We start from the raw sequence: 17250 nt of genomic DNA, 5'->3' as shown, positions 1-17250 counted from the left end.
TAATTACTAAATACAGTTAACTAATATTTAAGCGTTTACTTCTTCTTTAATCCAGTCGTAACCTTTTTCTTCTAATTCGTGTGCTAATTCTTTACCACCCGATTTAACAATACGACCGTTATATAAAACGTGTACGAAATCTGGAACGATATAGTCTAATAAACGTTGGTAGTGCGTAATTAAAACGACAGCATTGTCTTTACTTTTTAATTTGTTTACACCATTTGCTACAATACGTAAAGCATCGATATCTAAACCAGAATCTGTTTCGTCAAGAATGGCTAATTTTGGCTCAAGCATTGCCATTTGAAAAATTTCATTACGTTTCTTTTCTCCTCCAGAAAACCCTTGGTTAAGAGAACGAGATAAAAATTTTCTATCAATTTCTAATAATTCAGATTTCTCACGAATTAACTTTAACATGTCTTTTGCAGGCATGTCTTCTAATCCTTTTGCTTTACGGGTTTCGTTAATTGCAGTTTTCATGAAATTAGTCACCGAAACACCTGGAATTTCAACAGGATATTGAAACGATAAAAAGATGCCTTTATGTGCGCGTTCTTCAGCCGATAAGTCTTCAATATTTTCTTCGTCAAAGAAAATTTCACCATCGGTTACTTCATATTCTTCTTTTCCTGCGATAACTGAAGATAATGTACTTTTACCAGAACCGTTTGGTCCCATAATAGCATGAACTTCTCCAGGCTTAACCACTAAGTTAATCCCTTTTAAAATCGCTTTATCTTCTACGCTTGCGTGTAAATTATTAATCTTTAACATTACTCTATATCTTAGTTATTCGTGTTCTTAATTTTTATTGTATTCTCGTTTTGCGCTAAGGGCTGACTTACATTTATAATTTCGATTATTTCTACTCGAAATGGCCAACCTTCTTCACTATTTGGTTTCGCCCTTATAATGCCTTTAATTTCTACAGGAACCATATCGGTGGCTTCTGTTTTATAGGCTTTAGCTTGTTTGTTTAACTCATGCATGTTGTCGTTAATCACTACTCCATAAACCTCTTTCGTGGTTTGTAATACAGCAGCATCTTCAAAATAGACAAATTCACCTTTAATAATTTCGGTAGTATCTGCTTGATTTGTAGATGTCGTTTCTGCAGTAGATTTACTATCGTTTTTACAACTAATTAAAACGGTTAAGCAAAGTATTAAAACAAGAGCGTTTTTCATTTTTGTACTTCTTTAAGCAATTATCCTACAGATCCTTCTAAACTTATTTCCAATAGTTTTTGAGCTTCTACAGCAAATTCCATTGGTAATTTATTTAATACATCTTTACTAAATCCGTTTACAATTAAGGCAATTGCTTTTTCTGTATCTATTCCACGTTGGTTACAATAGAAAATTTGGTCTTCACCAATTTTACTAGTGGTTGCCTCGTGTTCTATTTGCGCTGTTTTATTTTTAGCTTCAATATATGGGAAGGTATGTGCACCACACTCGTTACCCATTAATAAACTGTCGCATTGCGAGAAGTTACGTGCATTTTCTGCTCTTGGGCTAATGTGAACTAATCCTCTATAAGAGTTTTGAGATTTACCAGCAGAAATACCTTTACTAATAATGGTCGATTTAGTGTTTTTTCCTAAATGAATCATTTTTGTTCCAGTATCGGCTTGTTGGTAATTATTAGTAACAGCTATCGAGTAAAATTCTCCAACAGAGTTATCTCCTTTTAAAATACAACTTGGGTATTTCCAAGTTACAGCAGATCCTGTTTCGACCTGAGTCCATGAGATTTTTGCATTTTTCTCACACAGTCCACGTTTAGTCACAAAATTATATACACCGCCTTTTCCTTCAGCATTTCCTGGGAACCAGTTTTGTACTGTAGAATATTTTATTTCTGCATTGTCCATAGCAATAAGCTCTACAACGGCAGCGTGTAATTGATTTTCGTCACGACTAGGTGCAGTACAACCTTCAAGGTAACTTACATAACTTCCTTCGTCTGCTACTAAAAGTGTACGTTCAAACTGTCCAGTTCCTCCTTGATTTATTCTGAAATATGTAGATAATTCCATTGGGCAACGAACACCTTTAGGAATGTAACAGAAAGACCCATCACTAAATACAGCAGAATTTAAAGCCGCGTAATAGTTGTCTTTTTGAGGGACAATAGTTCCTAAATATTTTCTAACTAATTCTGGATGCTCCTTGATAGCTTCAGAAATAGACATGAATATAATTCCTTTTTCAGATAATGTTTTCTTGAATGTTGTTGCTACCGAAACAGAATCGACAACAATATCCATAGCCACATTATTCATCTTCTTCTGCTCGTCTATCGATATTCCTAGCTTCTTATACATGGCTAGTAAATCTGGATCTACATCGTCTAGTGTTTTATTTGGGTCAACCGATTTTGGTGCAGAGTAATATGCAATAGATTGAAAATCTGGTTTTACATAATTTACGTTTGCCCAATCTGGCTCTTCCATGTCTTGCCAAACACGAAAAGCTTCTAATCTCCAATCTGTCATCCACTCTGGCTCTCCTTTTTTAAGGGAAATAGCTCTCACAATATCTTCATTTAGACCAATAGGAAAAGTGTCTGATTCCATGTCAGTATAAAAACCATATTCATATTCTTTGGTTTTTAATTCTTCCCTTAAGTCATCCTCTGTATACTTACTCATAAATTTAGTTTAATGTTGTAAAGTGAAAAAGTTAAAAGTTATAAAGCGAAGTTTATGTAGTATTAACTTTAAAACTTAATTTAAATTAAAGTGAAAAACTTTCTCCACAACCACAAGTTCTATTTGCATTGGGATTGTTAAACACGAAGCCTGCACCATTTAAACCACCAGAATATTCTAGTGTAGTTCCAATTAAGTACAAAAAGCTTTTTTTATCTACAATAATTTTTACACCATTGTCTTCGAAGATTTTATCTTCCTCTTGTTGTTCTTTGTCAAATTTTAAATCGTAAGACAACCCAGAACAACCGCCGCTTTTTACACCTACGCGAACAAAGTCTGTAGCTGTATTATAACCATCATCGGACATTAGTTCAATGACTTTCTTTTTGGCTGTATCTGATACTTTTATCATATATTAAATAGATTAATTCTAAAGAGAGTGCGAATATACAATTTAAGTAGAGTTTTTCCATAGAACCTTACATTATATTAACTAATAGTTAGATTGATTTTAACTATTGTTTTTGAAAGGCGAAATTGTTTGCGGAATTTTTAGCTATAGGCCTGTAAAGTTTGTTTTTTATATCTTTTTTGCTGTTAGTGGTAAGAAGTTTGTAAAAACATTTAAGTGTATGTAAATGTGTTATTTATATTCGGATTGCTTTTCCGTTTAATTCTCCTAAAATTAGAATTATGTGTAAATTGATAATGTAACGATATTTACTGTTTTTTTTACTTTAATAGTCTGTAATTTAGTATAGAATAAGAGTTTTATAAACCTATATATCGTGAGTTATATTTGGAAGCTAAGTTGCAGGTTTTCGAGCACGTAATGATTTGTATTACATGATTAATTAGAATAATTTACTCAATGTTTTAGTGTGAAATGAAAACGGTTTGTTATTTAATTATCTAAACTAAATACATTCTGACCATTTTCATTCATCATAATTTGAGCATTATAATTAGGTGTTAAGTCAGAATGTAATACATCTAAATCCCAAGTATTCGGGTTCTTAAACCATTCTGCAACATTCATTTTTATGGTAAGAATTTTATTGTCTGTTATGGTTGTTGGACCAAGATCAATTTTTATAGATGTATCTCTTGAAGGTTGTATGTGTGTTGTATCTACAGCTCTGTTGGTGTAAAATTGATAATCTATTTCTACAGCATCAATTGAATCATTTGCAGTTGGTACAAAATACTGACCTTCTAGTTGCATATAATAATAACCGCCACCAAAATTATTTGGTATGTTTAAATCTTCTGAATCTAAATTAGTATAAAACCCACTAACATTCTGACTGTCTTTAAGTCCGAATCTAAAACTAATGTTGCCGTAATTTCCAATAGGAATACTATCGAAAACTCCAAAAGAAAGGGAGTTGGCGTCTGATACATCTACTAAATTAGGGTAGGTGTAAATGTTTTTAATATTATTATCTTCATCGTAGAGTGTTACATCCGATATAACATAGCGCAACTTAGATATGCTCATAGATTCGCCATTGTTGTTTGTGTATTTGAATTGATTAAAGTCGGAATTGTTAATAGGCGCACCGTCCCAATTATGAGTAAATTCTAATCCAACAAATGCAAAGTATGATGCTGTGGAGTTATCATCACTATCTTCTGCACAAGAGCATAGTAATAATGCTAAAAGTATAATAAAACTATTTTTCATAAGTATCGAAATGAGGTGTGTAATTGATTTCATAAGATAGGTGTCCGAAATATATTAAAATTTAATTAAAGGTTGTTAAGTAGTTTCATGAAATCATTTATTTATAATTTAAAATCTGAGCTTTGTTTAGGTATAATTATAAATAAGCTTCTTATTTTTGCAGTATGATAGAAGATAAAAATCAACAACGTACAGAGTTAAGTCAGTTGGGTGAATTCGGTTTAATCGATCACTTAACTAAACATTTCGAAATAAAACAAGAAACGACTATAAAAGGTATTGGAGATGATGCTGCTGTTTTAGATTTTAAAGACAAACAAGTTGTAGTAACTACAGACTTGTTGGTTGAAGGCGTGCATTTCGATTTGAGTTATATGCCTCTAAAGCATTTAGGATATAAAGCTGTTGTGGTTAATTTGTCTGATGTGTTTGCTATGAATGCTCAAGCTACTCAAATTACCGTGTCTATTGCTATGTCTAACCGATTTCCGTTAGAGGCTATAGAAGAATTATATGCTGGTATAGAAACTGCTGCTAAGACCTATGGAATAGATGTTATAGGCGGAGATACAACATCGTCTACAACTGGATTATTAATTTCTGTAACCGCATTAGGTACAGTGTCTAAAGACGATGTAGTATATAGAAACGGTGCTAAACCTAACGATTTGCTTGTTGTTACAGGTGATATTGGTGGTGCTTATATGGGGCTTCAGGTGCTTGAAAGAGAAAAAGAAGTGTTTAAGGTGAACCCGAATAGTCAGCCGGATTTAGAGCCTTATTCTTATATTATTGAACGTCAACTAAAGCCAGAAGCTAGACAAGATATTGTAAAACTACTGAAGGAATTAGATGTTAAGCCCACAGCTATGATTGATATAAGCGATGGTTTGTCTTCAGAAATTATTCACTTGTGTAAACAAAGTAAAGTAGGTTGCGATTTATATGAAACCAAAATTCCTTTAGACCCACAATTTATAAGTACTTGCGAAGAATTTGATATCGATGGAACTACAGTTGCATTAAGTGGAGGAGAAGATTACGAATTGTTATTCACCATTTCTCAAGCCGATTTCCCTAAAATAAAGGCGAATCCAAACTTAACAGTAATAGGGTTTATGACTGAAGAAGCTGCAGGAATGCATTTGGTAACACGTGCAGAAACTAAAATTCCAATAACAGCCCAAGGTTGGAATGCTTTAAGTAAAGAAGAATAAAAAATTAATAGTAGGACGGCTCAGAAAAAGTACGGTTTTTAACGCGTGCAATTTTTGAGCTGTGAATACGTTCTAGAATTGAATTTATTTCCTTAAATTTTGGTGTAAGTTCTATTAAATTTCCATTTCCATTAGTTGTTAACTCTCGCTTACAACACGTACACTTATATTCTTTAACGTGATACGTTACTTGTTTTGTTACTTCATAATTATGACCAAAAACATTACAGTAAAGTCTAGGTATAGAGGCTGTTTTGTGTGTCTTGTTTTTCATAAGTAAATAGTATTGAGGGAATAAACTTATGAAATATTTATTAACAAAACGATAAAAGGTTAATTTAATCGATAAACTGCGTTAGTTCGTGTAGGGTTTCGCTTTCATTTTCAATGTAACTCATGTGCCCATCTGGAAACTCGACTAATCTCACTTCGGTGTTTAAGGTTTGTTGAACTATAGATTTTGGATCTAAAACCGGGTCGTTCTTTCCGTAAATAATCATTTTTTTATAGGGTGAGAAATGAAATAAAACTTCAAAATCTTGTCTTACTTTCATGCCTTCTTGAGCTGCAATATACCCTTGAAGCGGTGTTCTAAGCGCCTCTGTTTTTAGCCAGGCAATTTCTTTTTCGAATTTTTTAGTGTTCTCGGGTAGAAATAAATTTGCGACAGACATTTTTACTAAAGCTTCGTAATTATGCTTTACAACGTCTATAGTACGATTCCGTAATGTAATGCGTTCTGGAGAATCTGTTTTGGCGGTAGAGTTCATTAAAACCAGACCTTTTATATTATCTGGTAAACGCTCGGCTAAAACTAACGCTACATAACCTCCCATAGAGTGTCCCACAATATAATATCGCCGGATTCTTAAATGATTTAAAACGGTTTGAACAGCATCGGCCATCATATCCATGGTGTGAATATATCCAATGCAAGCGGTGTCTCCGTGACCTAATAAGTCTATGCAAATTACACGGTTTTTTTTTGCAAGTTTAGGCGCTATGCGGTTCCACATACTGCTGTTTTCTAAAAAACCATGAAGTAGAATAATCGCAGAACCTTTGCCTTGGTCGCTATAATATATTGGAGAACCTTTATGTTGTAAAATCATGACTAAAAATTAATGTGCAAAAATAATAGCTTCATTTAAATTAGAATACTTTTAAACTTTAAGATTTAACTATGTAATCGTTTTATTGCTGAAAAAGCCTTGTTTACATAACCTTCTTCAACCAAAACGGTAAATTCGTTAGTTGTAGAGACCACTTCGTAAAGGGTGATTCCTTCCCATGCTAAACGTTTAAATATCTGATAATATAAACCTGCAATTTTGGTATTGTCTGCAGGTAGGTTTATGCTTATTGCCGAAAGGTGATTCTGTAACCCTATTTGTTGTTCATTAATAAATATAGCGTCTATATGATTTTGCTCTGAACTAGATATTACAATATTGCTTTCGTGAATCCCACGTGTAAACGCATAAAATATATTCGATTTATCTCCTATTTTATTAATCACCTTAGCGTGACTTTCGAAAAGAGTTGTCGAATTTTTGTAGGTGTAATTCGATAAATTAGAGCGTACAGTAATATCTCCTAAATTATTTAATACACGTTTTAATCGTACCGAATTTCCTAAATCTTTAGGCGGAGAATAGCGACGTAACGCCATCATAATCGCACCAGATTTCACGGGTTTTCTAAGCATTTCGGTTATGGGGTCTACCAATTCGTTTGCTAAAGCAGAGTAGTTTACAATGTTTCTAGAAATGGCTTCTTCTAAAAAGGGTTGTGCTAATAAAATTTCTTCTACACAAGAGGCTATGGTTCTCATTTGTTAATTATTTAACAATTTGTACAAATTTAGAACAAATTTTTCATTTTTATTTTAATTCGTTCAACTCTAATTACTTTTGAGCCTTTAAAACTAAAAATTATGCTTGTATTAAAATTTGGAGGAACTTCTGTTGGGTCTGTAGAAAACATGACTAACGTTAAAAGTATCGTATCAGAAGGTGGAAGAAAGGTTGTTGTATTATCGGCAATGTCTGGAACTACAAATGCATTAGTAGAAATATCGCATACGATTTCTGAAGGTAAATCTGATGAGGCTTTAAGTCTTATTGAAACTTTATATAATAAATATATTATCGTTATAAACGACTTGTTTTCTAAGCAAGAATTTATTGATGAATCTTTGCAATATATAGATTCTGTTTTTGGTGAATTAAGAGCGTTGGTATCTCAGCCATCTCATAAATTACTTTATAATATTACAGTGTCGAAAGGGGAGTTGTTATCTACGTTTATGTTCAGTCGTTTTTTACAACAAGACGGTGTAAAAGCAACATTAATTTCGGCATTCGATTTTATGCGTACGGATAGATTACAAGAACCAGATTCATTCTATATTAAACGTAATTTAACGCGTGTTTTAGAAGATAATAAAGACACAGAAGTATTTATTACACAAGGATTTATTTGTTTAGATGCCGATGGTGATATTTCTAATTTAGAACGTGGAGGAAGTGATTTCACGGCAAGTATAATTGGTGCAGCGGTTCAGGCTGAAGAAGTTCAGATTTGGACAGATATCGACGGATTCCATAATAACGACCCAAGATTTGTTCACGATACCGATGCCATTTCGCATTTATCGTTCGATGAGGCTGCCGAATTAGCATATTTCGGAGCGAAAATTTTACATCCGCAAACGGTTATGCCGGTGCGTGATTTAAAAATTCCAGTACGTATTAAAAATACTATGGACCCTGCTGCCCATGGAACCTTAATAGACGACTCTGCAGAAGGTGAAGGGATTAAAGCTATTGCTGCGATTGATGGTATTACAGCCATTAAAATTAAATCGGCTAGAATGCTTCAAGCGTCTGGTTTCTTAAAGAAAGTATTCGAAATTTTTGAAAAATATCATACATCAATCGATATGATTACAACTTCAGAAATTGCCGTATCTTTAACTATAGATGATGCGACGTATTTAAAAGATATAGTAGCTGAATTAGAAGAGTTTTCTAATGTAAGTGTAGATACGCACAGAACTATTGTATGCGTGGTAGGTAACAATATTGTGAACCATCCTGATACACATAAATTGTTTCAAATTTTACAAGATATAAACATTAGAATGATTTCTTACGGAGGAAGTAATAATAACATTTCGCTCTTAATAAATACAAGTGATAAACTAGAAACACTTCAGAAATTACACCGTTATGTTTTCGACTCTGTAACAGTTTAAAAACGTAAATTAATTTTCAGAACATGACGTATAGAAAAGTTGTTAAAGAAGATGTGAAATCTGTCGCCGAATTATTTGATGCGTATCGTGTTTTTTATGAAAAAGAATCAGATTTAAAAGGTGCAGAAAAGTTTCTTTCTGAAAGACTAAAACGCAGAGATTCTGAAATTTTTGTTGCAGAAAATGAAAGTCAGAAATTAGTTGGTTTCGTGCAGTTGTATCCTTTGTTTTCTTCAACGAGAATGGAGAAATTATGGTTGTTAAACGATTTGTTTGTTACTTCTGATTTTAGAGGACAAGGCGTGTCTGTAAACTTAATTGAAAAAGCAAAACAATTGGTTGTAAAAACTCATGCTTGCGGTATGTTTTTGGAGACGAGTAAATCGAATATAGTTGGAAATAAATTGTACCCAAAAACGGGCTTTAAATTAAACGAAGATTCCAATTATTACGAGTGGAATAATTGCTGAAAAATAAAATTTAGCAATTTTTAATTAGAAAAATTACTGTTCATCTTAAATATTATTAGTGTAAAAAACGGAGCTATTTTTAGTTCCGTTTTTTTATGAATTTATGTTGATTAAAAGGAGTAACCAATGCGTAAATGAAGGTTGACTGCAACTACATTTTTATCACCGTAATAATAATCGTTTTTGTTTAATAGATAGCGTCCGTAACCAATTCCTATTCCAGTTTCGTAATTAAAATGGTTTCCAAGGTGCCTACGTATTCCCCAAGTGGGTATAATTGTAAAGTCTCCAATAAAATTAAGATGGTCTGCATTGGTTAATGTAAACCAATCTGGATGATAGCTAGTTTTAAGAGATACAAAATTTCCTGTATTATTTGCAGTGCGTCTACCTTTATTGGTGCGTTTCTTTAGATTGTAATACCAGCGAGGTTCTAATGTTAAAACAGGTGCAAGCAAATACCCATTTATATCGTTTACATCGCTTCCCCAAAATCCTGCATCTAAACCTAATTCACTACGCAAGGCTATGCTGTTTGTTAAACGGGCTTCGTTATTTGCATAAAATCCTAGAAACCCTGTTTGTATACCGTAAATAGATTTTTCGACAGTTGTGGTTTGGGCGTATGCAATAATTGAAATGATAAAAAAACAGAAAGTAGATAGGAGGTTTCTCATAATAGTAGGTTGCGCATTAACGAATCAAATATCATAAAAAAAAGCAGAACTCAATGCGAAGTTCTGCTTTTTTAAAATACATATGGACAATTAGATGTTACTTGTTCATCAAGTCTTCAATTTCATCGGCTTCAATTGGAATATTTCGCATTAAATTAAATGGTTCGCCATTTTCCTGAATCACGACATCGTCTTCAATTCTTATTCCAAAACCTTCTTCAGGAATATAAAGTCCTGGCTCTACGGTAAACACCATGTTGGCTTGCATAGGCTCTGTTAAAATACCATAATCGTGCGTATCTAATCCCATGTTGTGAGATGTGCCGTGCATGAAGTATTTTTTATAGGCTGGCCAGTCTGGATTTTCGTTTTGCACATCGGCTTTGTCTAATAAACCTAGCCCTAATAATTCCGAGGTCATAAGTTTTCCTACTTCAACATGGTAATCTGCCCAAATTGTACCTGGAACAAGCATTTTTGTGGCTTCGTTTTTAACGTGGTTTATGGCGTTGTACACTTGTTTTTGTCGGTCTGTAAATTTTCCTGAAACCGGAATTGTTCTAGACATATCAGATGAGTAGTTAGCGTATTCTGCACCAACATCTAACAAAATTAAATCGCCAGCTTTACATTCTTGATTGTTTTCAATATAGTGTAATACGTTGGCATTATTTCCTGAAGCTACAATTGGTGTGTATGCAAATCCTTTAGAACGGTTATTTAAAAATTCGTGCATAAATTCCGCTTCAATATTGTATTCCATAACGCCTGGTTTTACGAACTCTAAAATACGGCGGAAGCCTTTTTCGGTAATATCGCAAGCCTGCTGAATTAAATCAATTTCTATTTGATTTTTCACGGAGCGTAAACGTTGCAAAATCGGATTGCTTTTCGCAACACTGTGCGCTGGATATTTTTCTCGTAGCCATTTGTTAAAACGGTCTTCGCGAGTTTCTGTTTCTACATTGGCTCTATAATGTTCGTTGGTGTTTATGTAAACCGTTTCACACTGTGTCATGATTTCTTTAAAAACACGTTCGAAATCTTGCAACCAATACACGGTTTTAATTCCTGAAGTTTTAAAAGCAGCGTCTTTATCTAATTTAGCACCTTCCCAAACAGCAATATGCTCATTTGTTTCAGTTAAAAATAGAATTTCGCGATGTTTTGGGTTTGGGCAATCTGGAAATAAAACCAGGATACTACTTTCTTGGTCTACGCCACTTAAATAAAAAATATTACGGTCTTGCTGAAAAGGTAAAGCACTGTCTGCGCCAATAGGATATACGTCGTTGGAATTGAAAACAGCTAAACTGTTAGGTTTCATTTGAGCCGAAAAATTTGCTCTATTTTGAATAAATAAATCTGAATTTATTGCATGATATTTCATTAGAATTGATGTTTAAAATGAGATGTTTCCAAAATTACATATATAATAGATAGTGCTATAAATAGAAACCTTAAAATGATGTTAAAGGTTAGTATAAAAGTATTGCGTAGCTAGCTCTACGTATTTATACGGATGTTTGCCTACGTATTATAGGTGTCTGACCGTTTTTTATCTGCGATATGATACGAGTTCATGTTTTTGCTTAAGATTCTATTTGGTTAAACGTTTGAATAAAAATTTTTAATCTCAAAAGGCATTGTAAATCAGTCGGTTGAGAGGTTCTTTAAAATCGTTCTAAATTTGAATTTATATTCTTTAGATTTTGCCTATAAAACTATTCTAAGTTAAATTTGTTGGGAATAAAACTAATTATAAAAAAATGAGCGGATTTTTAAATTCATCAATAGGAAGAAAAGTCGCTATGGCGCTTTCAGCCTTCTTTCTTATGTTTTTCTTGCTTCAGCATTTTGCCATCAACATTTTATCGGTATTTAGTCCTGAGCTTTTTAACGAAGTATCCCATTTTATGGGAACAAATCCTTTAATTCAATTTGCGTTACAGCCGGTTTTAATATTTGGAGTTGTATTTCACTTTGTAATGGGGTTTGTATTAGAAATTAGAAACAGAAAAGCAAATGGTGTAAAGTATGCACAGAACAACGGTGCAGCAAATTCTACTTGGATGAGTAGAAATATGATTTGGAGTGGTGTTGCTATTTTAGCATTCATCATCCTACATTTTATCGATTTTTGGTTTCCAGAAATTAATACAAAGTTTATTAATGGCGATTGGTCTGGTACCATGGAAGGTGTAGAAGGTTACCGCTATTACGAAGAATTAGTTCATAAATTTGTAAGTCCTATTCGTGTGGGTGCTTATGTTATTGCCTTTGTGTTTTTAGCATTACACTTATTACACGGTTTCACATCTGCGTTCCAATCTATGGGAGGAACAGCCGGAAGAAAAAAGACATTACAAACTATAGGTAAAGCGTACTCAATACTAATCCCTTTAGGATTTATCTTTATTGCACTTTATCATTTTTTTAACCATTAATCTTAAATACAAATGGCTTTAGATTCAAAAGTACCAGAAGGTCCAATTAAAGATAAATGGACAGATTACAAAAATCATATAGACCTTGTAAACCCTGCAAACAAACGTAATATAGATATTATTGTTGTTGGTACAGGTTTAGCAGGAGGTTCGGCAGCAGCAACATTAGCCGAATTAGGATATAACGTAAAAGCATTTGCTTATCAAGATTCTCCTAGACGTGCACACTCAATTGCGGCTCAAGGAGGGATAAATGCAGCAAAGAACTATCAAGGTGATGGGGATTCAAATTACAGATTATTTTACGATACCGTAAAAGGTGGAGATTACCGTTCTCGTGAAGCAAACGTTCACCGTTTGGCTGAGGTGTCTGGTAATATTATCGACCAATGTGTGGCTCAAGGAGTTCCTTTTGCACGTGATTACGGTGGATTATTAGATAACCGTTCGTTTGGTGGTGTATTAGTGTCAAGAACATTTTACGCTAAAGGACAAACAGGACAACAATTATTATTAGGAGCATATTCAGCAATGAACCGTCAGATTGCTCGTGGAAAGATTGAAATGTTCAATCGTCACGAAATGTTAGACGTTGTTAAAATTGGAGGAAAAGCTAGAGGAATTATCGCACGTAATTTAATTACAGGTGAAATTGAACGTCATTCTGCACATGCTGTAGTTATTGCAACTGGAGGATACGGAAATGTATATTTCTTATCGACTAATGCTATGGGTTCTAACGCAACGGCGGCTTGGAAAATTCATAAAAAAGGAGCGTATTTCGCAAACCCGTGTTATACACAAATTCACCCAACATGTATTCCACGTTCGGGAGATTATCAGTCTAAATTAACATTGATGTCTGAGTCTTTACGTAACGATGGTCGTATTTGGGTTCCTGCTAAATTAGAAGATGCTAAAGCGATTCAACAAGGGAAATTAAAACCTACAGATATTGCTGAAGCAGATAGAGATTATTACTTAGAAAGACGTTACCCTGCCTTTGGTAACTTAGTACCTCGTGATGTGGCTTCTAGAGCAGCTAAAGAACGTTGCGATGCTGGTTACGGTGTTAACGCAACTGGTGAAGCGGTATACTTAGATTTCGCATTTGCTATTGACCGTTACGGAAAAGAGCAAGCTAAAATTCACGGTATAAAAGATGCTACTCCCGCTAAAATATACGAATTAGGACAAGCAATTGTTGAGGCGAAATACGGAAACTTATTCCAAATGTATGAGAAAATCGTAGACGAGAATCCATACAAAACGCCAATGATGATTTACCCTGCAACGCACTATACAATGGGTGGTATTTGGGTAGACTATAACTTAATGACTACTGTAGAAGGTCTTTACTGTATTGGTGAAGCAAACTTCTCTGATCACGGTGCAAACAGACTTGGAGCTTCGGCCTTAATGCAAGGTTTAGCCGATGGTTATTTTGTATTACCTTATACTATTGGAGATTATTTATCTCACGATATTAGAACCGGAAAAATTCCAACAAACACACCAGAATTTGACGAAGTTGAAAAAGAAGTTAAAGATCGTATCGATTTCTTCGTTAACAACAAGGGAACAAAATCTGTAGATTACTTCCACAAAAAACTTGGAAAAGTAATGTGGGATAAAGTAGGAATGTCTAGAAACGAAAAAGGTTTAACAGAAGCTATGGCCGAAATTAAAGCGATTCGTGAAGAATTCTGGAAAGAAGTTAAGGTTCCTGGTTCTGCAAACGAAATGAACGTAGAACTAGAAAAAGCTGGACGTGTAGCAGATTTCTTAGAATTAGGAGAATTGTTCGCTAAAGATGCTTTAGTAAGAAGAGAATCTTGTGGAGGTCACTTTAGAGAAGAGTCGGTAGAATTAGACGGTGAGCAAAAAGGTGAAGCAAAACGTGACGATGTTAACTTTGCGTTTGTATCGGCTTGGGAATACAAAGGAGAACCTGCAGATGCGGTTCTACATAAAGAAGAATTAGAATTTAAAGATATTGAACTGAAACAACGTTCATACAAATAAGATTGACATTATGGATAATATGAATCTAACGCTTAAGATTTGGAGACAAAAAGACTCAAGTACAAAGGGTCAAATGGTCGATTATAAAGTAACTGATATCTCAGAACATATGTCTTTTCTTGAAATGATGGATGTTCTTAACGAACAATTAGTAAACTCTGGCGAACAGCCAGTAGCTTTCGATCATGATTGTCGTGAAGGAATTTGTGGTATGTGTTCTTTATATATTAATGGTGAAGCTCACGGTCCAGATCGTGGAATCACAACCTGTCAATTACACATGAGAATGTTTAATGATGGTGATACCATTACTATCGAACCATGGAGAGCAGCAGCTTTCCCAGTAATAAAGGATTTAATTGTAGATAGAATGGCTTTCGAACGTATACAGCAAGCAGGAGGTTATATTTCTGTAAATACGTCTGGAAATACACAAGATGCAAACTCGTTACCAATCTCTAAGATTGCTGCCGACGAAGCTATGGATGCAGCAGCATGTATTGGTTGTGGTGCTTGTGTTGCAAGTTGTAAAAACTCTTCTGCAATGTTATTCGTAGGAGCTAAAGTTTCTCAATACGCATTATTACCACAAGGTCAAGTTGAAGCTGCCGAACGTGTTAAAAACATGGTTGCGCAAATGGATCTTGAAGGTTTTGGTAACTGTACCAACACTGGAGCATGCGAGGTAGAATGTCCTAAAGGTATTTCTTTAGACAACATTGCACGTATGAATAGAGAATTTATGAAAGCAAATGTAAAAGGATAATCTAAACCTTTTAATTGTTATAATATTAAGAATCCCAAGCGTCGTGCTTGGGATTTTTTGTTTAGTTTTAGAGCCTTTAAATAATAAATATCAATGAAATCTCCAATCGCTTTTTATAAAGAACAAGCTCAAATCCATCAAGTAAAAGCTACTGCGCTTAACAAGCAAATGCGACTACTAAGTATTTTGCGATTAGTGGTGTTTTTAGTTGCCGCCTATACTGTGTATTTAACGTTTTCTAATTGGCAGGTGGCAGTGGCTATTGCCGTAGTTGGAATAAGTCTGTTTTTATTTTTATTGCTGAAGTATACCAATATTAAACAGAAGCGTAATTTAGAACGTGCTATTGTTGCGATTAATGAAGATGAAATAAAGATTAAAAATGAAGGGTTTTTTGATCGTTTAGACGGTTTAGAGTTTCAAGATCCTTTACACGAATATTGTTTAGATGTCGATTTGTTTGGTCGTGGTTCTTTTTTTCAGAATATTAATAGAACGTATATAAAAGAGGGTGCAGAGAAACTTTCCGAAGCACTTAAAGCAAACGAAATTGATAATATTACAACGCGTCAGGAAGCTATTAAAGAGCTTTCAGATAAAGCGATTTGGAGACAGAATTATAGTGCTATTGCTAGTTTGATAAAAGTTGAAACACCTGCTAAAACTATTAATGAGTGGTTGTCTAATTACAAACCTAAATTCAAACCTTTTCTAAAAGTATTACCTTGGTTATTCACACTTGTAACATTAGTAATTTTTGCTTTTGTGTATGTAAATATGGTGTCTGCAAATTTATTAGGAATTTGGTTGTTACTGGGATTAGTAACTACGGGAATCTATTTAAAATCAATAAATATTATTGCATCTAAAACAGATAAGTTAAAGGAGACTTTTAAGCAGTATGCCGGTTTACTAGATAAAATTGAACAAGAAACTTTTCAATCGGAATTACTGATTGAAAAACAAAAAATGATTACTCAAGACCGAGAGAAAGCTTCAGATATATTTTCAGAATTATCTCGATTATTAGATCGTTTAGATAATCGGAACAATTTAATATCTGCTATTTTCGGAAATGGATTCTTTTTACTCGATATTAAAAATGCTTATGCCATCGAGCAATGGATAAAGAAATACGCCCATAAAACAACAGACTGGTTCGATGTGATTTCATTTTTCGATGCGTATAATTCATTAGGAAATTATACCTTCAATAATCCTGAATTTAACTTCCCAGAAATCAATAAAAATCAAGATGTCATTCTAGCTAAAAATTTAGGTCATCCGTTGTTAAAAGCAGAGAAGCGCGTAGATAACGATTTAAATATTAAAAACGAAGAGTTTTTTATTATTACAGGTGCAAACATGGCTGGGAAAAGTACGTTTCTTAGAACCGTTTCCTTGCATATTGTTATGGCGAATGTGGGGCTTCCTGTGTGTGCCGAAACAAGTACTTACAATCCGATAAAGTTAATTACAAGTATGCGTACAAGCGATTCGTTAACCGATGATAGTTCGTACTTCTTTTCGGAATTAACGCGTTTAAAATACATTGTAGATGCGATTCAAACCGACCGTTATTTTATTGTCTTGGATGAAATTTTAAAAGGAACAAATAGTACCGATAAAGCGATTGGTTCGCGAAGGTTTGTAGAAAAACTTGTAGCGTCTAATGCCACTGGAATTATTGCGACGCACGACTTGAGTTTATGTGAGATTTCGGAGGAATTATCAGAAGTGAAAAATCATTATTTTGATGCTGAAATTATTAACGACGAGTTGCACTTTGATTATACATTTAAAGATGGAATTTGCCAGAATATGAACGCAAGTTTTTTACTTAAAAAAATGGAAATTATATAACCTTTAAAATACATCAAAAAAAAAATATTCTATTGTTTTAAGAAATGATATTTTTTTAATTTAAAGTTGTTTTTTTAGTCTTTTATTTGTTTGAAAACGAATGTTTTTTCTTCTGATTTAAACTCAAATGTAATAACATTTTAAGAGTTTATGTTACTTGTGTATAGTGTGTTA

General features: G+C 33.7%; 17 protein-coding genes. 7 read left to right on the top strand and 10 right to left on the bottom strand.

What is annotated here, in order from left to right; genetic code table 11:
• Nucleotides 1-27: 27 nt before the first annotated feature.
• The 5 genes from sufC to BN863_RS16415 form a co-directional block, all read right to left on the bottom strand.
• The gene (sufC, locus tag BN863_RS16435) at nucleotides 28-780 is read right to left on the bottom strand and encodes a Fe-S cluster assembly ATPase SufC (RefSeq protein WP_038532419.1); all 753 of its coding nucleotides are present in this window, start codon (nucleotides 778-780) and stop codon (nucleotides 28-30) included.
• A gap of 11 nt (nucleotides 781-791) precedes the next feature.
• On the bottom strand, nucleotides 792-1193 hold the full coding sequence (locus tag BN863_RS16430) for a hypothetical protein (protein WP_038532416.1): 402 nt from the start codon (nucleotides 1191-1193) through the stop codon (nucleotides 792-794).
• Between the two features lie 20 nt (nucleotides 1194-1213).
• The gene (gene sufB / locus BN863_RS16425) at nucleotides 1214-2662 is read right to left on the bottom strand and encodes a Fe-S cluster assembly protein SufB (RefSeq protein WP_038532414.1); all 1449 of its coding nucleotides are present in this window, start codon (nucleotides 2660-2662) and stop codon (nucleotides 1214-1216) included.
• An 85-nt stretch (nucleotides 2663-2747) separates the two neighbouring features.
• Nucleotides 2748-3077, bottom strand: a complete 330-nt coding sequence (locus BN863_RS16420) for a HesB/IscA family protein (protein WP_038532411.1) — start codon at nucleotides 3075-3077, stop codon at nucleotides 2748-2750.
• Nucleotides 3078-3569: 492 nt separating this feature from the next.
• Nucleotides 3570-4352: an MbnP family protein gene (locus BN863_RS16415; protein WP_038532409.1), complete on the bottom strand. Its 783-nt coding sequence runs from the start codon at nucleotides 4350-4352 to the stop codon at nucleotides 3570-3572.
• 164 nt (nucleotides 4353-4516) lie between these two features.
• On the opposite strand from BN863_RS16415, the gene thiL reads away from it, so the two are divergent.
• Complete coding sequence (thiL, locus tag BN863_RS16410) at nucleotides 4517-5569, top strand: thiamine-phosphate kinase (protein ID WP_038532407.1); 1053 nt, start codon at nucleotides 4517-4519, stop codon at nucleotides 5567-5569.
• Between the two features lie 4 nt (nucleotides 5570-5573).
• On the opposite strand, the gene BN863_RS18350 is transcribed toward thiL, so the two are convergent.
• From BN863_RS18350 to BN863_RS16400, 3 genes are all read right to left on the bottom strand, one after another.
• Nucleotides 5574-5843 carry a hypothetical protein gene (locus BN863_RS18350; protein ID WP_084817567.1) on the bottom strand — a complete coding sequence of 90 codons (270 nt, stop codon included), beginning with the start codon at nucleotides 5841-5843 and terminating at the stop codon, nucleotides 5574-5576.
• Between the two features lie 64 nt (nucleotides 5844-5907).
• On the bottom strand, nucleotides 5908-6681 hold the full coding sequence (locus BN863_RS16405) for an alpha/beta fold hydrolase (RefSeq protein WP_038532405.1): 774 nt from the start codon (nucleotides 6679-6681) through the stop codon (nucleotides 5908-5910).
• A 65-nt stretch (nucleotides 6682-6746) separates the two neighbouring features.
• Nucleotides 6747-7403, bottom strand: coding sequence for a hypothetical protein (locus BN863_RS16400; RefSeq protein WP_038532402.1), 657 nt, complete (start codon nucleotides 7401-7403; stop codon nucleotides 6747-6749).
• A 102-nt stretch (nucleotides 7404-7505) separates the two neighbouring features.
• Here BN863_RS16400 and BN863_RS16395 point away from each other — a divergent pair, with 102 nt between their 5' ends.
• Together BN863_RS16395 and BN863_RS16390 are read left to right on the top strand one after the other, a co-directional pair.
• On the top strand, nucleotides 7506-8828 hold the full coding sequence (locus BN863_RS16395; protein WP_038532401.1) for an aspartate kinase: 1323 nt from the start codon (nucleotides 7506-7508) through the stop codon (nucleotides 8826-8828).
• 23 nt (nucleotides 8829-8851) lie between these two features.
• Nucleotides 8852-9298, top strand: a complete 447-nt coding sequence (locus tag BN863_RS16390; protein ID WP_038532398.1) for a GNAT family N-acetyltransferase — start codon at nucleotides 8852-8854, stop codon at nucleotides 9296-9298.
• A gap of 110 nt (nucleotides 9299-9408) precedes the next feature.
• On the opposite strand, the gene BN863_RS16385 is transcribed toward BN863_RS16390, so the two are convergent.
• Nucleotides 9409-9975 carry a hypothetical protein gene (locus tag BN863_RS16385; RefSeq protein ID WP_038532395.1) on the bottom strand — a complete coding sequence of 189 codons (567 nt, stop codon included), beginning with the start codon at nucleotides 9973-9975 and terminating at the stop codon, nucleotides 9409-9411.
• Between the two features lie 97 nt (nucleotides 9976-10072).
• Nucleotides 10073-11365 carry an aminopeptidase P family protein gene (locus tag BN863_RS16380; protein ID WP_038532393.1) on the bottom strand — a complete coding sequence of 431 codons (1293 nt, stop codon included), beginning with the start codon at nucleotides 11363-11365 and terminating at the stop codon, nucleotides 10073-10075.
• A 379-nt stretch (nucleotides 11366-11744) separates the two neighbouring features.
• Between BN863_RS16380 and BN863_RS16375 the strand changes: the two genes are divergently transcribed.
• The 4 genes from BN863_RS16375 to BN863_RS16360 all read left to right on the top strand — a co-directional run bounded on the left by BN863_RS16375 (nucleotide 11745) and on the right by BN863_RS16360 (nucleotide 17076).
• Nucleotides 11745-12422: a succinate dehydrogenase cytochrome b subunit gene (locus BN863_RS16375; protein WP_038532391.1), complete on the top strand. Its 678-nt coding sequence runs from the start codon at nucleotides 11745-11747 to the stop codon at nucleotides 12420-12422.
• 12 nt (nucleotides 12423-12434) lie between these two features.
• The gene (locus BN863_RS16370) at nucleotides 12435-14447 is read left to right on the top strand and encodes a fumarate reductase/succinate dehydrogenase flavoprotein subunit (protein WP_038532389.1); all 2013 of its coding nucleotides are present in this window, start codon (nucleotides 12435-12437) and stop codon (nucleotides 14445-14447) included.
• 10 nt (nucleotides 14448-14457) lie between these two features.
• Nucleotides 14458-15213 (top strand): succinate dehydrogenase/fumarate reductase iron-sulfur subunit, encoded by a 756-nt coding sequence (locus BN863_RS16365; protein ID WP_038532388.1) that lies wholly within the window; start codon nucleotides 14458-14460, stop codon nucleotides 15211-15213.
• Nucleotides 15214-15306: 93 nt separating this feature from the next.
• Nucleotides 15307-17076 carry a MutS-related protein gene (locus BN863_RS16360; RefSeq protein WP_038532386.1) on the top strand — a complete coding sequence of 590 codons (1770 nt, stop codon included), beginning with the start codon at nucleotides 15307-15309 and terminating at the stop codon, nucleotides 17074-17076.
• Nucleotides 17077-17250 lie beyond the last annotated feature (174 nt).

It is taken from the genome of Formosa agariphila KMM 3901 (assembly GCF_000723205.1).
GTDB classification, from domain to species: Bacteria; Bacteroidota; Bacteroidia; order Flavobacteriales; family Flavobacteriaceae; genus Formosa; species Formosa agariphila.
The sequence above is the reverse complement of the archived record's forward strand: the minus strand, read 5'-3'. Positions and strand labels throughout refer to the sequence as shown.